The following is a 21262-nucleotide window of genomic DNA, read 5'->3' on the forward strand; positions in this document are numbered from 1 at the left end:
GTCCTTTCAGTGTTGTCTCGGCGGGCCTGTCAGCCCGGGAAAGCATTAGTTCCAGTCAAAAAATCCGTGCCCGGACTTGCGTCCCAGCTCGCCGCGGGCCACTTTGTCACGCAGGATCTGCGGCGGGGCGAAGCGCTCCCCCAGTGTCTCCGCGAGGTATTCGGCAATGCCGAGGCGAACGTCCAGGCCCACGATGTCCGTGGTGCGCAGCGGCCCGGTGGGGTGCTTGTAGCCGAGCACCATGGCCGCATCGATGTCCTCGGCACTGGCCACGCCCTCCTCGACCATGCGCATGGCCTCCAGCGCCAGCATCACGCCCAGCCTGGAGGAGGCGAAGCCGGGTGCGTCGTTGACGACGACGGCGGTCTTGCCCAGCGCCGCCACCCAGGCCTGCGCCGTGGCCGCCAGTTCCGGGCCGGTCTGTTTGGCTATGACCACCTCGATCAGCGTGGACGCCGGGACGGGGTTGAAAAAGTGCAGGCCGATGAAGTTCTGTGGCCGGGCCAGTTCCGCGGCCAGCCCCGTCATGGACAGCGAGGACGTGTTGGACGCCAGAAATGCGCCGGGTCCTAGGTGCCTTTCCACGCCCTGCAGCGAGGCAACCTTCAGGTCCCAGATTTCCGGCACGGCCTCCACCACGAGTCCGCACCGGGCAAAACCGGCGTAGTCGGTGGACACGTCCAGCCGCGCCAGGAAGCCGTCCGGGCTGCCGGCCAGCCCGCGTTCGACGGACTTGGCGACCGCGCTTTCCACCCGGGCACGGGCACCGGCGGCAGCCTCGTCGTCGCGCTCCACCACCAGCACCTCGCAACCGGCCATGAGGAAGGCGTGCGCGATGCCTGCGCCCATGCGGCCGCCGCCCAGGACGCCCACGAACTGCGGGAGGGTTGGCGAAAAGGCACCCGCATCTGCGGGAGCGTCGGGGGTGGTTGTCATTTTTTCCTCCTGTCCAAGAATGCCTGCATGCGTTCAAACTTGGCGGGCGATTCAAACAGTTCCGCCTGTTCCCGGTTGTCGACCTCCGGATGGGATTCCCGCGGTGCGTGGAACACGCGCTTGGTGGCCTGCACCGCAAGCGGGTCCTGCAGGCCGATCCGCTCCGCCAGGGCATGGGCCGCCGCCATCAGTTCCGCGGACTCGACCAGTTCGGTGATGAGTCCCACGGCCAGGCACCCCTCGCCGGTGAGGATGCGCCCGGCCAGCAGCATCTGCTTTGCCACGGGCTCGCCCACCAGCTCCTTCAGCCGCCACGTGGCGCCGGCGGCCGCCATGATCCCCAGCGACGTTTCCGGCTGGCCCATGCGCAGTGCGCGGGTGCCGATGCGGAAGTCCGCGGCGTAGGCCAGCTCGGCCCCGCCGCCGAGCGCGTACCCGTCCAGGGCCGCGATCACGGGCATGGGCAGCCTGGCAATGCGGTCAAACAAGCCGGAGTTGATGCCGGCGAGGGCGTCGCCGCGGCGGCGTTCGCGCAGCTGGGCGATGTCGGCGCCGGAGGCGAAGATCCCCTTGGCCCCGGCGGCCTCGTCGCCCGGAATTCCGGAGAGGATGAGCACCTTGGGCACCTGCTCCAAGTAAGTGCAGACGGCATGCAGCTCGTCCACCATCTGCGCGTCGATGGCGTTGCGCACGGCGGGCCGGTTGAGCTGGACGGCCACGCGGTCCTCCGCCTCGGTGACCAGCAGCGTGGCGAAGGACGCGGGATCCAGGCGGTGTCCGGCGTCGTCCGCCAGGGACCCGGACATCAGCGGATCAGCCATCACAGGCCCTCCACCAGCAGTGCCGCGCCCTGGCCCACGCCGACACACATGGTGGCCAGGCCCAGCCGGCCGCTGCCGGTTCCGGACTCGCGTTCCAGGCGTCCCAGCAGTGTGATCACGATGCGTGAGCCGGAGGAGCCCAGCGGGTGGCCCAGGGCGATCGCGCCGCCGTCGTTGTTCACGGTGCCGGCGTCCAGGCCAAGCTCGCGCATGCAGGCCAGGGACTGCGAGGCGAACGCCTCGTTAAGTTCGACGGCGCCGAGCTGGCCGACGCCGATGCCCTGCCGTTCCAGGACCTTCCGGCTGGCGGCGACCGGGCCCATGCCCATGATTTCCGGGGCCACGCCGGCGGAGGCGCCGTCCAGAATGCGCCCGCGCGGGGTCAGTCCGTACTTTTGGATGGCGCGTTCGGAGGCGACGATGATGGCGGACGCACCGTCGTTCAGGCTCGACGCGTTGCCCGCGGTGACCACGGACCCGCCCTTTACGACGGGGCGCAGGCCGGCCAGCACCTCGGCGGTGGTGCCGGGCCGGGGGCCCTCGTCGGTGTCGACGACGGTGCTGCCCTTGCGGCCGTGGACGGTGACCGGGACGATTTCCTCCGTGAAGCGGCCGCCGGCGATGGCTTTAAGCGCCCGCTCGTGGGAACGGACGGCGAACGCGTCGCAGTCCTCGCGGGAGGTGCCGTACACGCGGGCCACTTCCTCCGCGGTCTCCGGCATGGAGAACGTCATCTTGCCGTCGCGGGAGAGTTCGCCGGAGAGGAAATTGGGGTTCGTGAAGCGCCAGCCGATGGAGGTGTCGAAGGTGGCGCCGGGCTTGGCGAACGCCTTCTCCGGCTTGGCCATGACCCACGGCGCGCGGGACATGGATTCCACGCCGCCGGCCACCACGATGTCCGCGGCTCCTGCCATGACCATGTGGCCGGCCATGGTGATGGCGCTCATGCCGGAGGCGCACAGCCGGTTGACGGTGATGCCGGGGACGGTGTCGGGGAAGCCGGCCAGCAGCCACGCCATGCGCGCCACGTTGCGGTTTTCCTCGCCGGCGCCATTGGCGTTGCCGAAGATGACCTCATCCACGTCCGCCGGGTCGATCCCGGTCCTGGCGACCAGTTCCTTGATGGTCAGCGCGGCGAGGTCGTCGGGCCGGACACTGGACAGCGCCCCGCCGTAGCGCCCCACCGGGGTCCGGACGCCGCCCACCAGAAAAGCCTGCGGTGCTGCTGTGGCCATGAAAGTATCCTTCGAACGTACTGTGCGGCGTGGCAAGTGCTTACGCCAGGGACCCGGCCGCAATTTACCGACCGTTCGTTCTATAAATATTCCATGTGATGGGGCGCACGGTCAACCGCGTCCCTCGACTGTGTTGCAGCTCTTGGACGAAAACGGGACGAAAACGGGTCATATTCGCCGAAATCCGTCCAATATCTGCAACACAGTCCGGGGTGGCTACAGTGGATCCATGACCGCCCCCCACGCCGCAGCCGCCCCGTCCGCACCCGAAACCGCCGCCCCGGCCGTGCCGCCCGTGGCCAAAAGGGTCCCCGTGGCGCGCACGCACCACGGAGACACCTTCACGGACAACTACGAATGGCTGCGCGAGAAGGAAAATCCGGACGTCGTGGCGCACCTCAACAAGGAGCAGGCGTACACGGACGCCGTGACCGCCGGCCAGGAACAGCTCCGCACGGACATCTTCAACGAGATCAAGAACCGCACGCAGGAGACCGACCTGTCCGTGCCCAGCCGCAAGGACGGCTGGTGGTACTACGCCCGCATGGTGGAGGGCAGCGCCTACTCCATCCAGTGCCGGGTCCGCGCGGAAGGCGACGGCAGCAACGTTGAAGACTGGACTCCCCCCGTGGTGGAGCCGGGCGTGGACGTGCCCGGTGAACAAATCCTGCTGGACGGCAACGCCGAGGCCGACGGCAAGCCATTCTTCTCCCTGGGCGGCGCCGCCGTCACCCGCGACGGCAACCTCTACGCGTACGCCGCGGACTTCGCCGGCGACGAGCTGTTCACCGTCCGGATCAAGGACCTGCGCACGGGCGAACTGCTGCCGGACACCATCGAGAAGGCGTTTTACGGCCTGGCCTTTTCCCCCGACGGCGGCACCCTGTACTACATGGTGGCCGACGACTCCTGGCGCCCCCACCAGGTGAAGACGCACGTCCTGGGCACGCCGGTCGCCGAAGACCAGGTCCTGTATCAGGAGGACGACGTCGCCATGTGGACGGGGTTCGGGCTCTCCGCCGACCGCCGGCACCTGGTGGTCAGCATCGGCTGCTCGGAGTTCAGCGAGACCCGCCTGCTGGACTTCGACGCCCCCGAAATAGGCCTGCAGACGCTCATCCCGCGCGGCGCGCACATCCTGTACGACGCCGAACCGTTCCTGTGGGAAGGCGTCGAAAAGATCCTCTTGACCCATGACCGCGACGCCGCCAACTCCATGGTTTCGCTGGTCGATGCAGCGGAGTTCACCAAGCCGCTGGCCGAACAGCACTGGTCCACCGTGATCGCCCACGACGACACCGTGCGCATCAACGGCGCCACCGTCACCGCCACCCACATGGTCGTTTCGCTGCGCAAGGACACCATCGAGCGCATCCAGGCGACCCCGCTGGCAGGCCTGGGCACCGCGGGTCAGGCATCCGGCGTCGAACCGGCCTTTGACGAGGAGCTGTACACGGCCTCGATGGGTGGGAGCGAGTTTGACTCACCCGTGATCCGCCTGGTCTATACCTCGGACTTCACGCCGCCGCGCGTCTACGACTACGTGCTTCCAGAGGGGGACGCCGGCGGCGAACTGCTGCTGCGCAAGGAGACGCCGGTGCTGGGCGGCTACCGATCCGAGGACTACGTGGCGACGCGCGAATGGGCCACGGCCGACGACGGCACCCGGGTGCCGCTGTCCGTGCTGCGCCGCGCGGACCTGGTCCGGGACGGGTCCAACGCGGGCGTGGTGTACGGCTACGGCTCGTACGAGGTCAGCATGGACCCCGGCTTTGGCGTGCCGCGGCTCTCGCTCTTGGACCGCGGCGTGGTGTTTGTCATTGCCCACGTGCGCGGCGGCGGCGAAATGGGCCGCCACTGGTACGAGGACGGCAAGAAGCTGCACAAGAAGAACACGTTCAGCGACTTTGTGGCGGCCACGGACTGGCTGGCGCAGTCCGGCTGGGTGGACCCGGCGCGGATCGGCGCGATGGGCGGTTCGGCCGGCGGGCTGCTGATGGGAGCCGTGGCCAACCTGGCGCCGGAAAAGTACGCGGCCATTGTGGCGCAGGTGCCGTTCGTGGACGCGCTGACCACCATCCTGGACCCGGAGCTGCCACTGTCCGCACTGGAGTGGGAGGAATGGGGCAACCCCATCACCGACCCCGAGGTTTACAGGTATATGAAGGACTACACACCGTATGAAAACGTGCGGGCCGTGGCCTACCCAAAGATCGCCGCCGTCACGAGCTTCAACGACACCCGGGTGCTGTACGTGGAACCGGCCAAGTGGGTGCAGGAGCTGCGGGCAGTGTCCACCGGCACCGAGCCGGTGGTGCTCAAGATTGAGATGGACGGCGGCCATGGCGGCGCCTCGGGCCGGTACGAGGGCTGGAAGACCCGCGCCTGGGACTACGCATTCCTGGCCGACGCGATTGGCGCGACCACCCTGCGGTAGGAGGGCGGCCGGTCGCAGATACCGGACCGCGGCGGGCTCGACCACCGGTGGTCGAGCCCGCCCGGCGGCTTAGCGGTTCAGGCTGACCGTAAACGTGTTGGGCCCGCTGCAGGTGACCGCAATGCTGTGCTTGGGGGCGTTGGCCCGGGTGGAAAGGTCGTGGACAGCTGCGTCCAGAGTGTGGTCCATGGCGGACCGGTCCCAGATTTTCAGCGTTACGGAGTCAGTGGATTCGAACGTCGTCATTCGGTGCCTCATTCATCATTTCAACCATCGCCGTCGCGTCGTTGCGAGAGCGGGAACGGGTCAACCCGTTCTTTTCATCATGCCCGGCCCGGCGGCGGCGTCTCAAGCTGATGTCGGCGGATTGCGCGTGAGTCTGCTCACAGCGCTTGCAGTGGGTGGTTCTGGCGGCCTCCCTCGCACCGGCATCCCCGCGGTCCTTGCCGCGCTCTGCCCCGCCGCGGCATAGCGTTGGCCAGAAGGTGGCCCGATCAACGCTGGTCGTATCAAATCGTGTAATGCCGCGTGTCGGACCACCCGGCTCGATAGGAAAGTATCCGCGTCATGATGGCTTCTAGTTCCGCGACATGGGCTGAACTGTCGTGGCGCCAATCCTAGCGCGTCCCGTTACCAGCTAATTCACTCACGCAGCACGGCGTAGATGGCCTCCGACGTCCACTCGCCCTTGAGGTACATGTTGTCCCGCAGCACGCCTTCGCGGCGCATGCCGAGGCGTTCGCAAATGGCCGCCGAGGCGCTGTTGCGCGCATCCAGCCGCGCCTCCACGCGGTGAAAACCCAGTTCGTCGATGGCAAGGTGAAGGACAGCCTGCGCCGCCTCGGTGGCATAGCCGTATCCCTGCGCCTCTGGAGCCAGGGTCCAGCCGATTTCGCCGACACGCTCCGAACCGTTTCCGTTCTCCGACTGGCCGCCCGGGCTCCACTTCAGCGCCAGTTCCCCGACCAGCCCGGGGCGCCCAGCCCGCTCCACCGCGAACGTGGCCCAGTCGCCGGGGCCGGCAAAGGGATCGTCAACGTACTTGGCAATCCTCGCCATGCACTGCACGTAGCTGCGAGGCCCGCTCAGCAGGTACCGGGTGGTCTCAGGCAGCCGCTGGTAGGCGTAGTAGGGGGCCAAGTCATCCGCGGTGAACCGGCGGAGCACGAGCCGCTCGGTGGTCAGTGGGTAGGGAATTTCAACCATGGCTAAACCCTAATACCGTGGCCACCTGACGGACACTCCCCGCCGCCCTGGCCGAAGCCGGCTCAGCTTCGCACCGGAGCCTACCCCTTGACCGCCCCGGATGTCAGCGCGGAGAGCACGGACTTGCGGAACACCAGCACCAGGATGGCGATCGGCAGCACGACCACCGTGCTCGCGGCAAAGAGCGTCCCGTACGGCGTGATGTGGGGCGAACCGAACAGGGCGATGCCGACGGGGATGGTGCGGAAATCGTTGGAGCTGTTGATGGACAGCGCCATGAGTTGAGGATGTAGCGCCTCGTAAACGTCCCCGGGCAGCATGACCAGGCCGGCCAGGACGATGATGGCCACAAACCGCGTGGTCAGATGTCGGCCACCTCCCTGTCAAGGGGAGTGTCCCTACCCGCCACGTACGACGGCGGCCGTCGCCTCCGCGATGGCCCGCTCCTCATCCGTGGGCACCACGAGCACCGGGAAGGCCGAGTCCGGGGTGCTGATCACCCGGGGCGAGCCGGAGCGCACACGGTTCGCTCCGGCGTCGAGCTTCAGGCCCAGCGCACCAAGCCGCTCCACGACCATGGCCCGGAACGCCGAGGAGTTCTCCCCGATCCCGGCGGTGAACACCAGCGCGTGGGCGCCGTTGACGGCGACGTGGTAGCCGCCGATGTACTTCGCCAGGCGGTGGGCGGTGATGTCCAGGGCGGTCCGCGCCTGCCGGTCGCCGGCTTCCGCGGCGTCCACGATGGCGCGCATGTCGTTGTTGCCGGCCAGCGCCTTGAGGCCGGACTCGCGGTTGAGCATGGTGTCGATGTCGTCGGCGGACAGTCCCTGGCGCTGGAGGTAGATGAGGATCGAAGGGTCCAGGTCGCCGCTGCGGGTGCCCATGACCAGCCCCTCCAGCGGCGTGAACCCCATGGACGTGTCCACGCTGGCCCCGCACTGGATGGCGGTGAGGGACACGCCGTTCCCCAGATGCGCCACCACGGCATTGAACTTCTCCAGCGGAATGCCCAGCAGTTCCGCGGCCCGGCCCGTGACAAACTCGTGCGACGTCCCGTGGAAGCCGTACCGGCGGATCCCGTACCTGCGGTAGAGCGAATCTGGCACCGCGTACCGCCAGGCGTGCTCGGGCAGCGTGCGGTGGAAGGCGGTGTCAAAGACCGCCACCTGCGGCAGGTCCGGCCACTTGGCGGTGATGGCCCGGATGCCCAGCACATTGGCGGGGTTGTGCAGCGGCGCCAGCGGGTTCAGGCGCTCAATGGCCCGGGTGATCTCGTTGTTGATCAGCACCGGCTCGCCAAACCGTTCCCCGCCATGCACCACCCGATGTCCGACGGCGTCCAGCGGCCTCCCTTCCAGCACGCCTTCCAGCTCGGCCGCCACCTGGTCCATGGCGGCGCCGTGGTCGGCCGGCCCGCCGGCGCCCTCGCCGATCCGCTCAATCACCCCGCTCGCCTGGACCTCGTTGCTGGCCGTTTCGCGCACCTGGTACTTCAGCGAGGAGGAGCCCGAATTGATGACGAGCACGCGCATTAGGATTCCTTCCTGCCGGTGGTTTCGGTGGTTTCGGTGGTTGAGCTTGTCGAAACCCCCTGGGCCTGGATGGCGGTGATGGCGACGGTGTTGACGATGTCCTCCACGGTGCAGCCGCGGGAGAGGTCGTTGATGGGTTTGCGCAGGCCCTGCAGGACCGGGCCCACGGCCACGGCGCCGGAGGACTGCTGCACGGCCTTGTAGGTGTTGTTGCCGGTGTTGAGGTCCGGGAAGATGAACACCGTGGCCTGCCCGGCCACGGCGGAGGCGGGCAGCTTGGAGGCCGCAATCGAGGCGTCCACGGCGGCGTCGTACTGGATGGGCCCCTCGATGGCCAGGTCCGGGCGGGCGGCACGTGCCAGCGCCGTGGCACGGCGCACCGCGTCCACGGCCGATCCCGTGCCCGAGCCCCCTGTGGAGTAGGAAAGCATGGCAATCCGCGGCTCCACCCCAAACTGCGCGGCCGTCTCGGCGGAGGCGACCGCGATGTCCGCCAGCTGTTCCTCGTTGGGGTCCGGGTTGACGGCGCAGTCGCCGTACACGAGGACCCTGTCCGCGAGGAGCATCAGGAACACCGAGGAGACGATCCGGACGCCGTCGCGCGTTTTCACGAATTCCAGGGCCGGGCGGATGGTGTTGGCCGTGGTGTGCGCTGCCCCGGAGACCATGCCGTCCACATGGCCCAGCTGGACCATCATCGTGCCAAAGTAGGAACCGTCCGCCATGACCTCGCGCGCCCGCGCCAGGTCCACGCCCTTGTGGGCGCGCAGCCGCTGGTACTCCACCGCGAAGGTTTCGCGCAGCCCGGACGCCTCGGGGTCAACGATCTCCACGCCCTCCAGATCCACGCCGTGCGCGGCGGCCAGCTCCCGGACAGCCTGCGGGTTGCCCAGCAGCACCAGCCCACAGACGTCGCGGCGGTGGAGGATCTCGGCCGCCTTCAGCACCCGGATGTCGTTTCCTTCCGGCAGCACAATCCGCTTGCGGTCGCTGCGGGCCCGCTCCACCAGCTCGTGCAGGAAGCGCAGCGGCGTCATGGTGGCAGGGCGCGGCAGCGACACCCGCTCCAGCAGTTCGGCCTCGTCCACGCTGCGCGACCAGGCGCCCATGGCGGCGGCCACCTTGCGGCGCTGTCCCGAATGGATCTCGCTGCGCACCTCGCTGACGGCGCGCGCGGAACTGTACGTGTCGTCGTCGTACGTGAAAATGGGAAAAGGGGCGTGCGCCAGGATGGGCAGCACGTTCGGGTCCGGGGCCAGTCCGCCGGTGAGGATCATGCCGCCGGGGACGGGGAACTCCGGCGAGAACGCGGAGGCGAGCGAGGCGACCATGACGTCGGCCCGGTCGCCCGGGACTATCACCAGGTCGTTGGCGTCGAGCAGGTGGAGGAAGTTGCCCACCGTCATGGCTGCGACCTTGATGGCGTGGACGTCGCGGTCCATCTCCGGGCTGCCGGCGATTTGCTGGAGCTTGAGGGCCCTGGCCACCTCACCCACCGTGGGCCGGGAAATCTCCGGAATTTCCGGGATCACATAGACCGGCCTGCTGCTGGTGCCGGGGCGAATGGAGGCCTTGATCGCGGCCACTTCACCCGGATCCGCGCGATTCACCATCATGGCCAGCAGCGAGCATTTCTCTGCCACGAGTTCCTTGCGTGCCACGTCGACGGCGTCCGCCGTCTCCTCCGCGGTGAGGCCGCGGGCGCCAACCACGGCGAGCATGGGCAGTCCCAGGTTGTTGGCCAGGCGCGCGTTGAGGTCAAACTCCACCGCCGCGTCTTGGCCGGTGAGGTCTGTCCCCTCCACGATCACGACGTCGCACTTCTTGGCGATCTCGCTGTAGATTTCCACGCAGCGCGCATCGATTTCGGCCCGGTTGCCGGCTGCCAGCAGGGCCCGCGCCTCGGCGCCGCTCATGCCGCTGCGGCACACCTCGGCGTCGAGCTTGTAGAGGCGTCGAAGCATGGCCACCGTGGGATCGGGTTCGGAGCCGGCGGTGATGGGCCGGAAGAAGCCGATCCGGTCGGCATGCCGGTGGAGGGCGTCGGCGAGGCCCAGCGACACGAGCGTCTTGCCTGAGCCGGGCGTGGTGGCACTGACGTATATTCCACGGGTCATGGGGACCGCCTTTCAAGCGTCTCCCCCAATCCAAGCACGGCGTGCGCGGCTGCGGCACGGAAAGCGGCAGGAATCACCCGTGCGCCTTTGTCCTGCCACATAGGGTTGGGGCATGGACATCTTGTTTGGCCCGGTCATTGACGCGTCGCACGCCTTTTCGCTGGCATTCCGGATCCTGGGAGTCCTGATCATGTGTGCCGGACTGGCGCTGCTGGGCCGTCGCAATGAAGTGGGGTGGTGGCTGGCCGTTGGTTCGTTCGCCCTGGAAATCCCGGCGTCGTTCTTGCAGGTTTCCGCGAGCATTCCGGTGTCTTCCGGCAGCCTGCTGCCCTATCTGGCAGCGTCCTGGATCGCGCCGCTGGTGGGCGTTGGCGCTGCTCTTTACGGACTGGCATGGTTCCGCAAGGCGCCTGCGGCCGGCCCGCTGGCCAGGGACATCGCCCTGCGGCGGTTTCGGCCGGTGGATGTTGCCGCCCCGCTGCTGGTGGCCATGGTCTCTGCCTTGGCCTACCTGTTGCCGCCGCTGACGCTGTCACTGGGCCTGGCGGGCTCGGATGGATTGTCCCGTTTCCCGATCGTGCCTGTGCTGGTCACGGGGTTCCTCATCGGTCTGCTGCCCGGCGGAATGGTCGGGCTGGCCGCCCGGTCGCGGTGGGCATGGCTGTTCGTTGCGGCGTCCTCCGTGGTGTCGCTTGGCGGGGTGGCCCTGGCCGCCCAGGGCTCGGTGCTGATCTTTCTGTTCATGGCCCAGGCAGCGCTTGCCGTCGTTGGGTTGGTGGGATGGGGGCGGCTGCGGCGCGACGCGCAGGTCCCGCTGGGTTCCTGAACCGCCGGGGGCCCGGCCGCCCGGGTCCCCGGGTTTTTCGTTGACACCCCGCGGCAGCTCGTGGTCAACTTGCAGTGTTCGATGGATATGCCGGTATTCGACCCTAAGGAGGACCCCATGAATGTTCACGCAGCCGTTCGCGCCCAAAACATCAGCTTGTCCTTCCACAGGAGCCGATTCACCCATGAAGTTTTCTGCTGACCCACAGCACTTCGAAGCACCGTCTTTTTCACCCATCAAGAACCGCCGCAGCACTCCCGCGCGCGACATCTTCGGATCCGACCCGCGCTCCCCCGACTGGAACGTGCTCGACGATTCCCTCGCGGACAACCAGCGGTGGTCCACCTGGCCCGAGCTGGAAAAGCTCATGCGCGGGCCCGCACCCTATCCGGACTTTGTCATTGAGGACGCCGCGGCGGTTGACACCGACCTCGGCGTGCTGAAGACCGGCAAGGAGGCGGACGTGTTCCTCGTGGAGCGCGCCACCGAATCCCGCAGCGCACTGCTCGCCGCCAAGCGGTACCGGTCGGCTGAGCAGCGCCTGTTCCACCGGTCCTCCGTCTACACGGAGGGCAGGTCCGTGCGCCGCTCCCGCGATGCCCGCGCCATCAAGGGCGGCAGCACCTACGGGCGCGCCGTGGAGGCCGCGCGCTGGGCCGACGCCGAATGGGCGTCCCTGCGCATGGCCTACGAATTTGGCATACCCGTGCCGTATCCGGTCCAGATCTTCGGAACGGAAATCATGATGGAGTTCATCGAGGACCCAGAGAATCCCGGAGCCGCCGCCCCACGCCTGCAGGCCTCGCATCCCGGGCCGGCACAGCTGCGCCGCTATTGGGACCAGGTGGTGGACGCCATGGCGGGATTCGCGCGGATGGGATTCGCCCACGGCGACCTGTCCCCGTACAACGTGCTGGCGGCCGGCGACCGGCTGATGGTCATCGACCTGCCCCAGCTGGTGGATCTGGCCGGCAACCTGCAGGCCGCCGACCTGTTGGCCCGTGACTGCCGCACCATGTGCGCATGGTTCACGTCGCGCGGCCTGGAGGTCGACGACGGCGCGCTCCTGGGCGGGCTCCTCGCCGCCGCGTGGTGAAGCGTCAGCTCAGGGGCCGGACCTTGCCCGGCAGGAAGGGAAGCCACGGCGCCGAGTAGATCAGCGCCGTCTCGTCCCCGGGCTCGACCGTGACGGTGGCTTCGCCATACTTCCACAGCCGGTTGAACAGGAAAATGTCCACCGCCACGGCGTCACCGCCAGTCACCTTCCAGTACCGGGTCCCCCACTGGCCGGGCTGGCCCACCCCGTCGAGGACGACGGTCGGCTTGGGGAACCAGCCCAGCCACGGCCTGCGCAGGGTGAGCTCAAAACGACGGGTGGTGCTGGTTGGCTCGATCACACGCTTGAGCCTAGTCGGGATTGATCCGGGCCCGGTCCAAAGCTCCTCGGCGGCGATGATGTCCCGGAACGTCTCCACGAGCGGACGCCGTGCCAGGCCCCACTCCAACGCCCTGGCGTCGGAGCGCCGCGCAAACCCCGCATGGTCGTCGCCCGGCGGCCCCACGAGCGGCAGGGACCGCGGCCCGCTCCAGGGCGAGACGCCGTCGTCGTCCATGGCTGAGAGGGGGTAGGGGATAACCTTCGGGTCGGTGCCCGCCGCATCGCGCGCCGCCATGAGCGCGGCGGACAGCGGCACGGCCTCCCCGACGGCGTTGACGGCGCCCGTCCGGCCCGCCAGCCCGGCGTCCAGGATGAAGGCCGCCAGGTCGCGGACATCGATGAGCTGGACGTGCTGCCGTTGGCCGCCGTCCTCGCAGGGCGCCAGCACGGGTTCCCGCGGGTCCGCCACGCGCAGCGGCCAGTATGTGCTGCGGGCGGTGGGGTCCCCGGGGCCGCCGACCAGCCCGGGCCGCACCACCAGTGCGTCAGTGCCGCGGGTCGCCATGGTCAGCCATTCGCAGCCCGACTTGGCCTCCCCGTACAGCTCCGGGCCATAGACCTCCGTGGACCCCAGCGGGGTGAGCAGCCCCGTCTCCTCGTCGGCGTTCGGGACGGAATGGTCCGCGTAGACGGAACACGAGGACACAAACACCCACCGCCGGGCCCGGGGCGAGAGCCCCTCCACGGCGCCCCGGGCGTGGGCGGGACGACGGGTCAGCTCGATCACCAGATCCCAATTCTCCGCGGCGGCCCCGGCATAGGCACCGGGCTTGTCGCGGTCAACCACGACGGCGGCCGCGCCGTCCGGAAACCCGCCGGCTTCCCCGCCGGCCAGGCAGGCGACGCGGTGCCCGGCGGCCAGGGCCCGCTCCGCGATGCTCCGGCCCAGCCATGCGGTGCCGTCAAGAATCAGGATGTTCGCCATGGCTTCCACACAACCCTGACCCCGTCCGGACGGGCAAGGAATTTCACGCGCAGCGGATGCGCGTAGGCCGACACGTTCCCGGGCGCCGGGAGGGCGGTCAGGGGCCGGGGGCCGCGGCCAGTCCGGATTCGTAGGCGAACACCACCAGCTGGGCCCGGTCGCGGGCGTCCACCTTGAACATGGCCCGCGAAACGTGGGTCTTCGCCGTCATGGGGCTGATGCCCAGCCGTGTGGCGATCTCCGCGTTGCCCAAGCCGGTCGCCGCCAGCGCGGTGACCTCCCGTTCCCGCTCGGTGAGGGCGTCCAGCTTCCCCTGAACGCGGGGGTCGCGTCCCGGCGTCGCAGCGAACTGGGCGATCAGCCGGCGCGTGACGCTCGGCGCCAGCAGGGCCTCCCCGCCGGCAACGGTGGCCACTGCCCGGCGCAGTTCCTCGGGTTCCAGGTCCTTGAGCAGGAACCCGCTGGCCCCGGCGCGCAGGGCGGCAAAGACGTAGAGGTCCACTTCATAGGTGGTGACGATGATGACGCGGCTGCCGGCCAGCTCGGAATCGCCGCAAATCTGGGCCGTGGCGGCGATGCCGTCCAGCCCGGGCATCCTGATGTCCATGAGGACCACGTCCGGGCGGGTCCTCCGCACGGCGGCCACGGCGCCCGCTCCGTCGGCGGCCTCGCCGACCACCTCGAAACCTCCGCTGCGTTCCAGGATGGCGCGGAAGCCTTCGCGGATGAGTGACTGGTCGTCGGCCAGGACCACACGGATGCTCACGGTTCGCCCAGCGGCAGGCGCGCACTGACCAGGAAGCCCCCGGCCGGCGTCGGACCGGCCTCCAGGGTTCCACCGGCGAGCTGGACGCGTTCGCGCATGCCGAGCAGGCCAAAGCCCCCAGGCTGCGGCCCGCCGGCGGCGCGGCCGTTGTCCTCCACCCGGACGTGCAAAAACTCCCCTTGGACGGTGACGGCGGCGGAGACGTGGGACGCGTCGGAATGCCTCATGACGTTGGACAAGGCTTCCGTGACGATCCAGTAGGCCGTCAACTCCAAGAACGGCGAGACCCCGTACGGCCGCTGCGGCAGCCCCAGCTCCACCGCCAGCCCGCTGGCCCTCGCCTTCTGGGCGACCGCGGGAAGCTGGGCGAGTCCGGGCTGTGGCGCGGGGGCCGCGGCACCGCCGCCGTTCCCGCCCCGCAGCGTGCGCAGGGTTTCGTGCAGCCCCGGCAGCACGTCGCGTGCGGCAGCACGGACCGCCAGGATGGATTTCCGGGCCTGGGCCGGGTCGTCGTCCAGTGCGTCAAGGGCAACGCCTGCCTGGACGGCTATGACGGACAGCGTATGGGCGAGGACGTCGTGCAGGTCGCGGGCAATCAGCAGCCGTTCCGCGGCCATTCGCTCGCGCAGCCTGCCTTCGGCCGCCAGGGACTCCTGCGCCGTGCGGGACTCCAGCGCCATCCTCCGCTGCCGGACCACGGCCCCGATGAGGACGCCGGCCCCCATCGACACCGACGGCGCCAGCACGGCCGGCGAATACCAGGGGGCGGCATGGGGCGGGACGACGCTGATGAACTCGGCCGCCACCGTCAATCCCAGGCCGGCGGCGATGGCCCGCAGGCCGGTCCCGTGCGCCGTGACGGAATAGAACGCCACGAAGAGGACCACCCCCGGCGCCTCCCCCGGATATCCCAGCAGGTGGTAGGCGTACACGAGCACCAGCGCGGCGAGCGCCACCCGCACGGGCGCCCGGCGGCGGAACAGCAGCACGGCCCCGGCCGCAACGGCAAGGGCGTAGCCGCCGGCGCCGGGTGGTACGGCAACCTGGCTGTACGTCAGTTCCACCCAGGTGCCGAACGCGGCGAGGGCGGCCGTGCCGGCGGCCAGCACAAGGTCGGTCCTCACGTCCTCCCGGACCTTCAATGCCGCGTCGCCGCCTTCCATAGCGCCAGCTTAGCCGCGCTCAGGCCGCCGGGGCCGCAACAGCCGGGACCGTACGACGGCGGCCCCGCCCGGGGATGTTCGGCCGGCGGTATGCGGCCACGGCCACCAGGCCCAGCCCGGCACCCCAGGCGGCCAGGATGGCGGTCCCGGACAGGGTGGGCAGCTGTCCTCCGGCGATCCTCCAGCCCAAGTCTGCCAGCTGGTAGGTGGGCAGGGCGTGGGCAAAATCGGCCATGGCGCCAGGAAGGATGGCCGGCGGCACCCAGAGGCCGCCCATGGCGGACATGGCCATGTAGAGCCCGTAGCTCACGGGGTAGGCGCTGTCGGCGCCGAGGGCGTAGCCAATGGCAATTCCCAGTGCGGCGAACACGGCGCTGCCGGCCCACAGTGCCCCGACCAGGGCCAGCCACTGGCCCGCGGTGAGGGAGACGCCCTTGGCGAGCGCCGCCGTCGTGCATACCAGGACAATGGCCGGCAGGGCCGTGGCAACGCTCGCGAGCACCTTGGCGGCGAGGACCTGCCAGGTGGGGAGCGGCATGGCGCGGAGCTGCCGGAGCCAGCCGGCCTGGCGTTCCTCGGCGATGCGCGGGGCCGTCGTGGACAGAACCGCCCAGATGGCGCCGTAGGCGGCCATGGCCACCATGATCTCCACCGTGCCCTTCAGCTCCCCCGGCCGGGCGGGGCCGCCGCCGAACAGCGTGGCGAACAGAAGGTAAAAGCCGATGGGGGCCAGGACGGCGAGGGCCAGGTATTTGGGGTCGCGGAGCATGCGGACAATCTCAAGACGCAGGAAATAGAGGCCGGGGAAACGGGGGTTCATGACTGCTCCCGGGTCAGGAGGCGGAACGAATCGTCGAGGGTGGGCGCGGTGACTTCCAGGTCGCGCCACGGAATGGTGCCGGCGGCAAGCGCCCGGACCGTGAGGTCGGGGTCCGCCGTGCGCAGGCTGGCCCGATGGCCGCGGAGGGCGACGTCGACGGCGCCGGGCAGTGAGACCACCAGGTGACGTGCCGCTCCCTCCGGACCGTCGAGCGAAAAGCGCAGGGTGCTGGTGCCGGCGAGGCGGCGGATGGCCTCCGGTTCGCCGTCGGCGATGACGGTGCCGGCCCTCATGACGATGGCGCGGGCCGCGTTTTCGCTGACTTCCTCCAGGTAGTGCGTGGCAAAAAGCAGCGTCCGGCCGGTCCCGGCGTAGGCGCGCATGGCCTGCCAGAACTCGGCCCGGCCGGTGACGTCAAGGGCGGTGGTGGGCTCGTCCAGGACCAGCACGTCGGGGTTGGCCACGACGGCCAGCGCGAAGCGGAGCCGCTGGGCCTGCCCGCCGGAGAGGCGGCTGACGCGCCGCCCGGCGACCATGGCCAGCTGGGCCAGCTCCAGCGCCTCCCCGACGGCGAGGGGGTTCGGGTAGAGCCGGCTGCCCAGGGTGAGCAGTTCCGCCACTGTGACGCCGGGCATGAAGCCGGCGTCCTGAAGCATGGCGGCGATGCGGCCCTGCAGCACAGCCGCACGGGGCGCCCGCCCGCAGATGGCTACGGCGCCGGAGCTTGGCACGGCCAGGCCAAGCATGACGGAGAGTGTGGTGGACTTTCCGGCGCCGTTGGGGCCGAGCAGCGCCACGGTTTCGCCGCGGGCAATGTCAACGTTCAGGTCCTTGACCGCCGCGACGGGCCCGAAGTTTTTGGACACGCCGCGGAGGGAAACGGCGGGTGCTTCGTCAGGTGCGGGTGCAGTGTGGCGGCCCGGGCTGGGTGCCGGCCGCGTGGTCAGTCTGGTTGGTGGTGCGTTCATGGCCCCAGTATGCGCCGGGCCGGGCCGCCGGCGCGTCGGTCCCGTGGACAATCCGGCTACGCCATTGGGACCGGCCCGGACCCGCCGCAACTACGCTGGCTGGAGTACCCGGCGCCGTGATGGGTTCCCCGGTGCGCCCCGTTGCGCTCCCGCCAGTTGGATCGTTTAGTCTGCAACCATGACGAATGCCGCCGGACAACTGGGAAATGCGGCCGCCGACTGGTGGCACGCCGTGCTGGCCGGGTTCGTGCACAACGGAGCCCCTGCCGTGCCGCCCGCGGTGCTTGGCGGGATCGTGGCCGTGGCCATTGCCCTGAGCATCCCGCGCGGGACGTGGCGCTGGTTCGGCCTGTACGTGACGTTTGTGCACGAGCTGGGCCACGCCTTTGCCGCGCTCATGACCGGCCGGTACATCCACGGCCTGACCATCGGGCTGGACCATTCCGGGCAGCTGGCCAGCACGGGCCGCCGCGGTTTCAGCGCCACCTGGTCCGGCTTTTGGGGGTATCCGGCGCCGGCGGTGGTGGGCGCGGCATTGGTGTGGTCGGTGTCCGCGGGGTGGGCCGGTGCCGCCATGTCCCTCGGTGCGCTGGTGCTGCTCGTGGCCCTGGTGTTCCTGCGCAACTTCACCGGGATCCTGGTGGCCCTGGCCAGCGCGGCCGTGGCCCAGGCGCTGGTGATGCTGGCCGGTCCGGTGACGGTCAGCTATGCGGTGCTGGCCCTGGGCATCGCCCTGGGAGTGGGCTCCGTGCGTGACTTCCTCAAGGTGGCCGCCGTCCACACCAGCCGCCGCAGCCAGCTGGCCAGCTCCGACGCGTGGATCCTCTCCCGCTCCACCGGCCTCCCGGCGGTCCTGTGGCTGGCGGGATTTGCGCTGGTCATCGCTGCCTGCGCCGTGTCGTCGGCCTGGCTGCTGTTGGGGATGCTGGACCGTCAGGCCACCCTGTAGTGGAGATGGACGGCGCCGTTGCGGAACGTGCGCTCATCCAGCAGTTCCAGTGCCGCCGGGACTGCGTCGGGCAGGGCCCTGGTGCCGCCGCCGACGATGACGGGGTGGACGAACAGGTGGATCTGGTCCACCAGCCCGGCCGCGAGCGCCTGGCCGGCCAGTCCGGCGCCGCCCACGGAAAGGTCGCTGCCGGCCTCGGCCTTCAGGCGGCGGACGGTGTCCGGGTCAAAGCCTGGCTCAATCCGTGTCCGGGCCGTGTCGGCGGACTCCAGGGTCCGGGAGTAGACCACCTTGTCCGCCATGTGCCACAGGTCGGCGTAGTCCCGCATCACGCGGGGCTGGTCCGTCTGCCCGTACAGGTTTTCCCAGACCTTCATGGTCTCGTACAGGCGGCGGCCGTACAGGTAGGTGCCGATGGGGCCTTCGAGGTCGTTGATGAAGGCGTGTTGCTCCTCATCCGGCGCACACCAGTCGAAGTTGCCGCCGGCGTCGTTGACGTAGCCGTCCAGCGACGTCATTGCGGTGTAAACGAGTTGTGCCACGAGCGATCATCCCCTGACGCTTGACCTACCGCTGTCCTTGTCCGTCCCTCCAGTATTGGCTTTTCCGCCGCACTACGGCAGCCTATTTGCCCAATTTCTTCAGCAGCCATTTCACAGCCTGGTCGGATTGGCTGCCAAAGGGATCCTCGTTCACCATGTACGTCCACGTGGAGGACGCCCGGCGGATGCCCGCCGCTTCCAGGTCCACGGCCCCGCCGGCCGGTTCCAGCCCGTCCAACGCGGCCCGGGCGCTGGCCGCGGCCCGGTCAAGGAACCCTTCGAAGGCGAAAATGGTTTCCCGGCGGAATTCATCCAGCGGGTTTTGCCGGCCCAGTGCCCGCAGGTGGATCGCGGCGCGCTGCTCGGACAGCAGGGCCAGGTGGTCGCTCCACTGCGCGTCCAGCTCGAACAGCATGACCTGGCGGCAGATCCGGAGCAGTTCCGCCGCGCCGAGTGCCCGATGGAATTCCCCCAGGCGGCCCGCTCCTTCGTACGGTTTCAGGGCCGCGGCGTCGTCCGTCAGGACCCGGTCCCGTTCGGCCAGCACCACCCGGCGCTGGTAGGCAACGAGCTCGTTGTACTTCCAGGAGTTTTCCTGCATGGTGAAGCGTTCCTGCTCCGCCAGGCGCTGGGTGCGGTCCAGCAGGCCGGACACGCCCGCCCGGGCGACGAGTCCGGCGTCGTCCGCGTCCCCGGCGAGGGAACTGCTCAACTCCAGCCCGTGGACTTCCTGGCCGTTGGCGGCCGGGTCCTCGATGCTGGAGAAGATCACGCTGGCGCCGGGATCGCCCTGCCGGCCGGCCCGTCCCCGGAGCTGCGCGTCGAGGCGCGGCGACCAAAAACGCCCGGCGATGACCACCAGCAGCCCGCCCAGCGCCGCCACCCCGCCGTGGGCGGCCGCGCTGGCGCCCTTGCCCCCGAGCAGAATGTCCGTGCCGCGGCCGGCCATCTGGGTGGAGACCGTGACGGCGTTCTTCCGGCCCGCCTCCGCGATGATGCCCGCCTCCAGCGCGTCGTTGCGCGCGTTGAGGACCTGGCAGGGGACGTTTCTGGCGCACAGGGCCGCGGCGAAGCGCTCCGACGCGGCGACGCTGTGCGTGCCAAGGAGCACCGGCTGGCCCGTGGCGTGCGCGGCCGCCACGGCCTCGACCACGGCGTCGTCGCGCTGGGCGGCGGTGGCGTAGATCCGCTCGGGCAGGTCCTTGCGGATGCACGGCTTGTGCGGCGGGATCCGGCCGGCGTCGAGCGTGTAATGGGTGCGCAGGTACTCCGCGACGGCCTGGGCGGTGCCGCTCATGCCGGTGAGGGTGGTGAAGGATTTAATGAGGTCACGCACCAGCAGCTGGTCCAGGACCTCTCCCTGCTCGGTTTTGAGCAGGCCTTCCTTGGTCTCCACGGCGGCCTGCAGGCCGTCCGGCCAGCGCTGTGTCTGGGCCACCCGGCCGCGGGAGTCCGAGACAATTTGGGCCCGGCCGTCGCGCACGATGTAGTCGACGTCCCGCTGCAGCAGGACCTGGGCATGCAGGGCGGTGTTGATGGAGGAAAACAGGGGTGTTCCCTCCGCCGAGTAAAGTTCGACGCCGGGCCACCTCACGGCCGCCTTGTCGATGCCGGCGTCCGTCAGCGAGACGTTCCGCCGGTCCGGCTCCACGGTGTAGTCCGCCTCCGGGTCCAGGCCGCGGACAAACTCCGCCACGTCCACGCCCCGCAGCTCGCTGCGGGCCCGGCCGGCCAGGACCAGCGGCACCACCGCCTCGTCCACCAGCACCGAGTCGATCTCGTCCACGATGCACGCGTCAAAGGGCTGGAGGACCGCCTGGTCCGGCTCGGTGCGGCTGCGGTCCCGCAGGACATCGAAGCCGAGCTCGTTGACGGAGACATAGACGACGCCGGCCTGGTACGCCTGCCGCTTTTCCTCCGGGGTGCTTGTTGCGGCCACGGACGCCGCCGTGACTCCCAGCGCCTGGTAGTACGGGCCCATCCAGGCGGCGTCGCGCCGGGCCAGGTAATCGTTGACCGTGAGGACGTGGACGCGGCGGCCGTTCAGGGCATGTGCACCGGCCACCAGTGCGCCCACCAGGGTCTTGCCTTCCCCAGTGTCCATCTCCACGACGGTGCCCTGCAGCATGGTGGCGGCCGCCAGCAATTGCGTGTCAAAGGGCACCATGTCCAGGGCCTGTCCGGCCAGGATGCGGGCGCCGAACAGGTAGTCTTCCAGGCGCTGTCCTGTCCACGGACCGTGGTTCTCCGCGAGCTGCCTGACGATTTTCCGGGCCTGGGCCAGGCCCTCACGTTCGGTGGCTGCGCCCGCCCGATGCACGGCCCGGTCGACAGCCCCGCCGAAGGTGGCCGTGTCCGCGACGCCGGGGGTGTTGAACAGCCAGTTCTTGAATTGCTGGGGGAAACGCACGGTGCCTCGAGTCGTTGGGGCCTGGCCGGCCTGTGGTCCTTCCACGGTACGCGGGGCGCGGGGTGGGCGGCAACGCGGGCGCGTTACGGAGCCAGGTGTTCCCGGCGCAGAGGCTGCCGGGCGTGACCACGCCCACCCTGGTCTCGCCGTCGCCCCGCAGGCTCCGCCGCT

Annotated in this window: 19 protein-coding genes; 4 read left to right on the plus strand and 15 right to left on the minus strand. The window is 69.6% G+C overall.

All coding sequences use genetic code 11. The annotated features are described in order from the left end of the window. Positions 1-45: 45 nt before the first annotated feature. Genes DMB86_RS00525 through DMB86_RS00535 form a run of 3 tightly spaced genes read right to left on the minus strand, consistent with a single transcriptional unit; the run spans position 46 to position 2992 of the window. A complete protein-coding gene (locus tag DMB86_RS00525; RefSeq protein WP_113716089.1) occupies positions 46-936 on the minus strand; it encodes a 3-hydroxyacyl-CoA dehydrogenase family protein in 891 nt (296 codons plus the stop codon). Then, complete coding sequence (locus DMB86_RS00530; protein WP_418202291.1) at positions 933-1757, minus strand: enoyl-CoA hydratase/isomerase family protein; 825 nt, start codon at positions 1755-1757, stop codon at positions 933-935. Before DMB86_RS00530 ends, DMB86_RS00525 begins: the two co-directional genes overlap by 4 nt. Beyond that, positions 1757-2992: a thiolase family protein gene (locus DMB86_RS00535; protein ID WP_113716090.1), complete on the minus strand. Its 1236-nt coding sequence runs from the start codon at positions 2990-2992 to the stop codon at positions 1757-1759. The genes DMB86_RS00530 and DMB86_RS00535 overlap by 1 nt, the downstream gene beginning before the upstream one ends. 229 nt (positions 2993-3221) lie before the next feature. On the opposite strand from DMB86_RS00535, the gene DMB86_RS00540 reads away from it, so the two are divergent. Further along, positions 3222-5429: a S9 family peptidase gene (locus DMB86_RS00540; protein WP_113716091.1), complete on the plus strand. Its 2208-nt coding sequence runs from the start codon at positions 3222-3224 to the stop codon at positions 5427-5429. Between the two features lie 69 nt (positions 5430-5498). Here the strand turns inward: DMB86_RS00540 and DMB86_RS20450 are convergent, their stop codons facing one another. The 5 genes from DMB86_RS20450 to pta form a co-directional block, all read right to left on the minus strand. Further along, on the minus strand, positions 5499-5675 hold the full coding sequence (locus tag DMB86_RS20450) for a hypothetical protein (protein ID WP_171814320.1): 177 nt from the start codon (positions 5673-5675) through the stop codon (positions 5499-5501). A 396-nt stretch (positions 5676-6071) separates the two neighbouring features. Then, positions 6072-6635 carry a GNAT family N-acetyltransferase gene (locus tag DMB86_RS00545; protein ID WP_113716092.1) on the minus strand — a complete coding sequence of 188 codons (564 nt, stop codon included), beginning with the start codon at positions 6633-6635 and terminating at the stop codon, positions 6072-6074. An 80-nt stretch (positions 6636-6715) separates the two neighbouring features. Next, entirely contained in the window at positions 6716-6985 is a 270-nt protein-coding gene (locus DMB86_RS00550) for an ABC transporter permease family protein (RefSeq protein WP_193926260.1), read from the minus strand. Positions 6986-7033: 48 nt separating this feature from the next. Further along, on the minus strand, positions 7034-8167 hold the full coding sequence (locus DMB86_RS00555; protein ID WP_113716093.1) for an acetate/propionate family kinase: 1134 nt from the start codon (positions 8165-8167) through the stop codon (positions 7034-7036). Beyond that, positions 8167-10284, minus strand: coding sequence for a phosphate acetyltransferase (pta, locus tag DMB86_RS00560; protein WP_113716094.1), 2118 nt, complete (start codon positions 10282-10284; stop codon positions 8167-8169). Before pta ends, DMB86_RS00555 begins: the two co-directional genes overlap by 1 nt. Positions 10285-10396: 112 nt before the next feature. On the opposite strand from pta, the gene DMB86_RS00565 reads away from it, so the two are divergent. Continuing rightward, the gene (locus DMB86_RS00565) at positions 10397-11110 is read left to right on the plus strand and encodes a hypothetical protein (protein WP_113716095.1); all 714 of its coding nucleotides are present in this window, start codon (positions 10397-10399) and stop codon (positions 11108-11110) included. A 184-nt stretch (positions 11111-11294) separates the two neighbouring features. Then, on the plus strand, positions 11295-12206 hold the full coding sequence (locus tag DMB86_RS00570) for a serine protein kinase RIO (RefSeq protein ID WP_113716096.1): 912 nt from the start codon (positions 11295-11297) through the stop codon (positions 12204-12206). A 4-nt stretch (positions 12207-12210) separates the two neighbouring features. Here DMB86_RS00570 and DMB86_RS00575 read toward each other — a convergent pair whose 3' ends face one another. The 5 genes from DMB86_RS00575 to DMB86_RS00595 form a co-directional block, all read right to left on the minus strand. After that, a complete protein-coding gene (locus tag DMB86_RS00575) occupies positions 12211-13473 on the minus strand; it encodes an NAD-dependent epimerase/dehydratase family protein (protein WP_113716097.1) in 1263 nt (420 codons plus the stop codon). Positions 13474-13570: 97 nt separating this feature from the next. Continuing rightward, the gene (locus DMB86_RS00580) at positions 13571-14239 is read right to left on the minus strand and encodes a response regulator transcription factor (protein ID WP_113716098.1); all 669 of its coding nucleotides are present in this window, start codon (positions 14237-14239) and stop codon (positions 13571-13573) included. Then, positions 14236-15402, minus strand: coding sequence for a sensor histidine kinase (locus DMB86_RS00585; RefSeq protein ID WP_113716099.1), 1167 nt, complete (start codon positions 15400-15402; stop codon positions 14236-14238). The genes DMB86_RS00580 and DMB86_RS00585 overlap by 4 nt, the downstream gene beginning before the upstream one ends. A gap of 19 nt (positions 15403-15421) precedes the next feature. Beyond that, positions 15422-16222 (minus strand): ABC transporter permease, encoded by an 801-nt coding sequence (locus tag DMB86_RS00590; RefSeq protein ID WP_113716100.1) that lies wholly within the window; start codon positions 16220-16222, stop codon positions 15422-15424. Continuing rightward, entirely contained in the window at positions 16219-17190 is a 972-nt protein-coding gene (locus DMB86_RS00595) for an ABC transporter ATP-binding protein (RefSeq protein WP_113716101.1), read from the minus strand. Before DMB86_RS00595 ends, DMB86_RS00590 begins: the two co-directional genes overlap by 4 nt. Before the next feature lie 178 nt (positions 17191-17368). Here DMB86_RS00595 and DMB86_RS00600 point away from each other — a divergent pair, with 178 nt between their 5' ends. Next, positions 17369-18139: a M50 family metallopeptidase gene (locus DMB86_RS00600; RefSeq protein WP_113716102.1), complete on the plus strand. Its 771-nt coding sequence runs from the start codon at positions 17369-17371 to the stop codon at positions 18137-18139. On the opposite strand, the gene DMB86_RS00605 is transcribed toward DMB86_RS00600, so the two are convergent. Together DMB86_RS00605 and secA2 are read right to left on the minus strand one after the other, a co-directional pair. Next, entirely contained in the window at positions 18124-18681 is a 558-nt protein-coding gene (locus DMB86_RS00605) for a dihydrofolate reductase family protein (protein WP_113716103.1), read from the minus strand. The two genes, DMB86_RS00600 and DMB86_RS00605, sit on opposite strands and share 16 nt — an antisense overlap. Positions 18682-18763: 82 nt before the next feature. After that, positions 18764-21091 (minus strand): accessory Sec system translocase SecA2, encoded by a 2328-nt coding sequence (secA2, locus tag DMB86_RS00610; protein WP_227878521.1) that lies wholly within the window; start codon positions 21089-21091, stop codon positions 18764-18766. Positions 21092-21262 lie beyond the last annotated feature (171 nt).

The organism is Arthrobacter dokdonellae, from assembly GCF_003268655.1.
Lineage (GTDB): Bacteria > Actinomycetota > Actinomycetes > Actinomycetales > Micrococcaceae > Specibacter > Specibacter dokdonellae.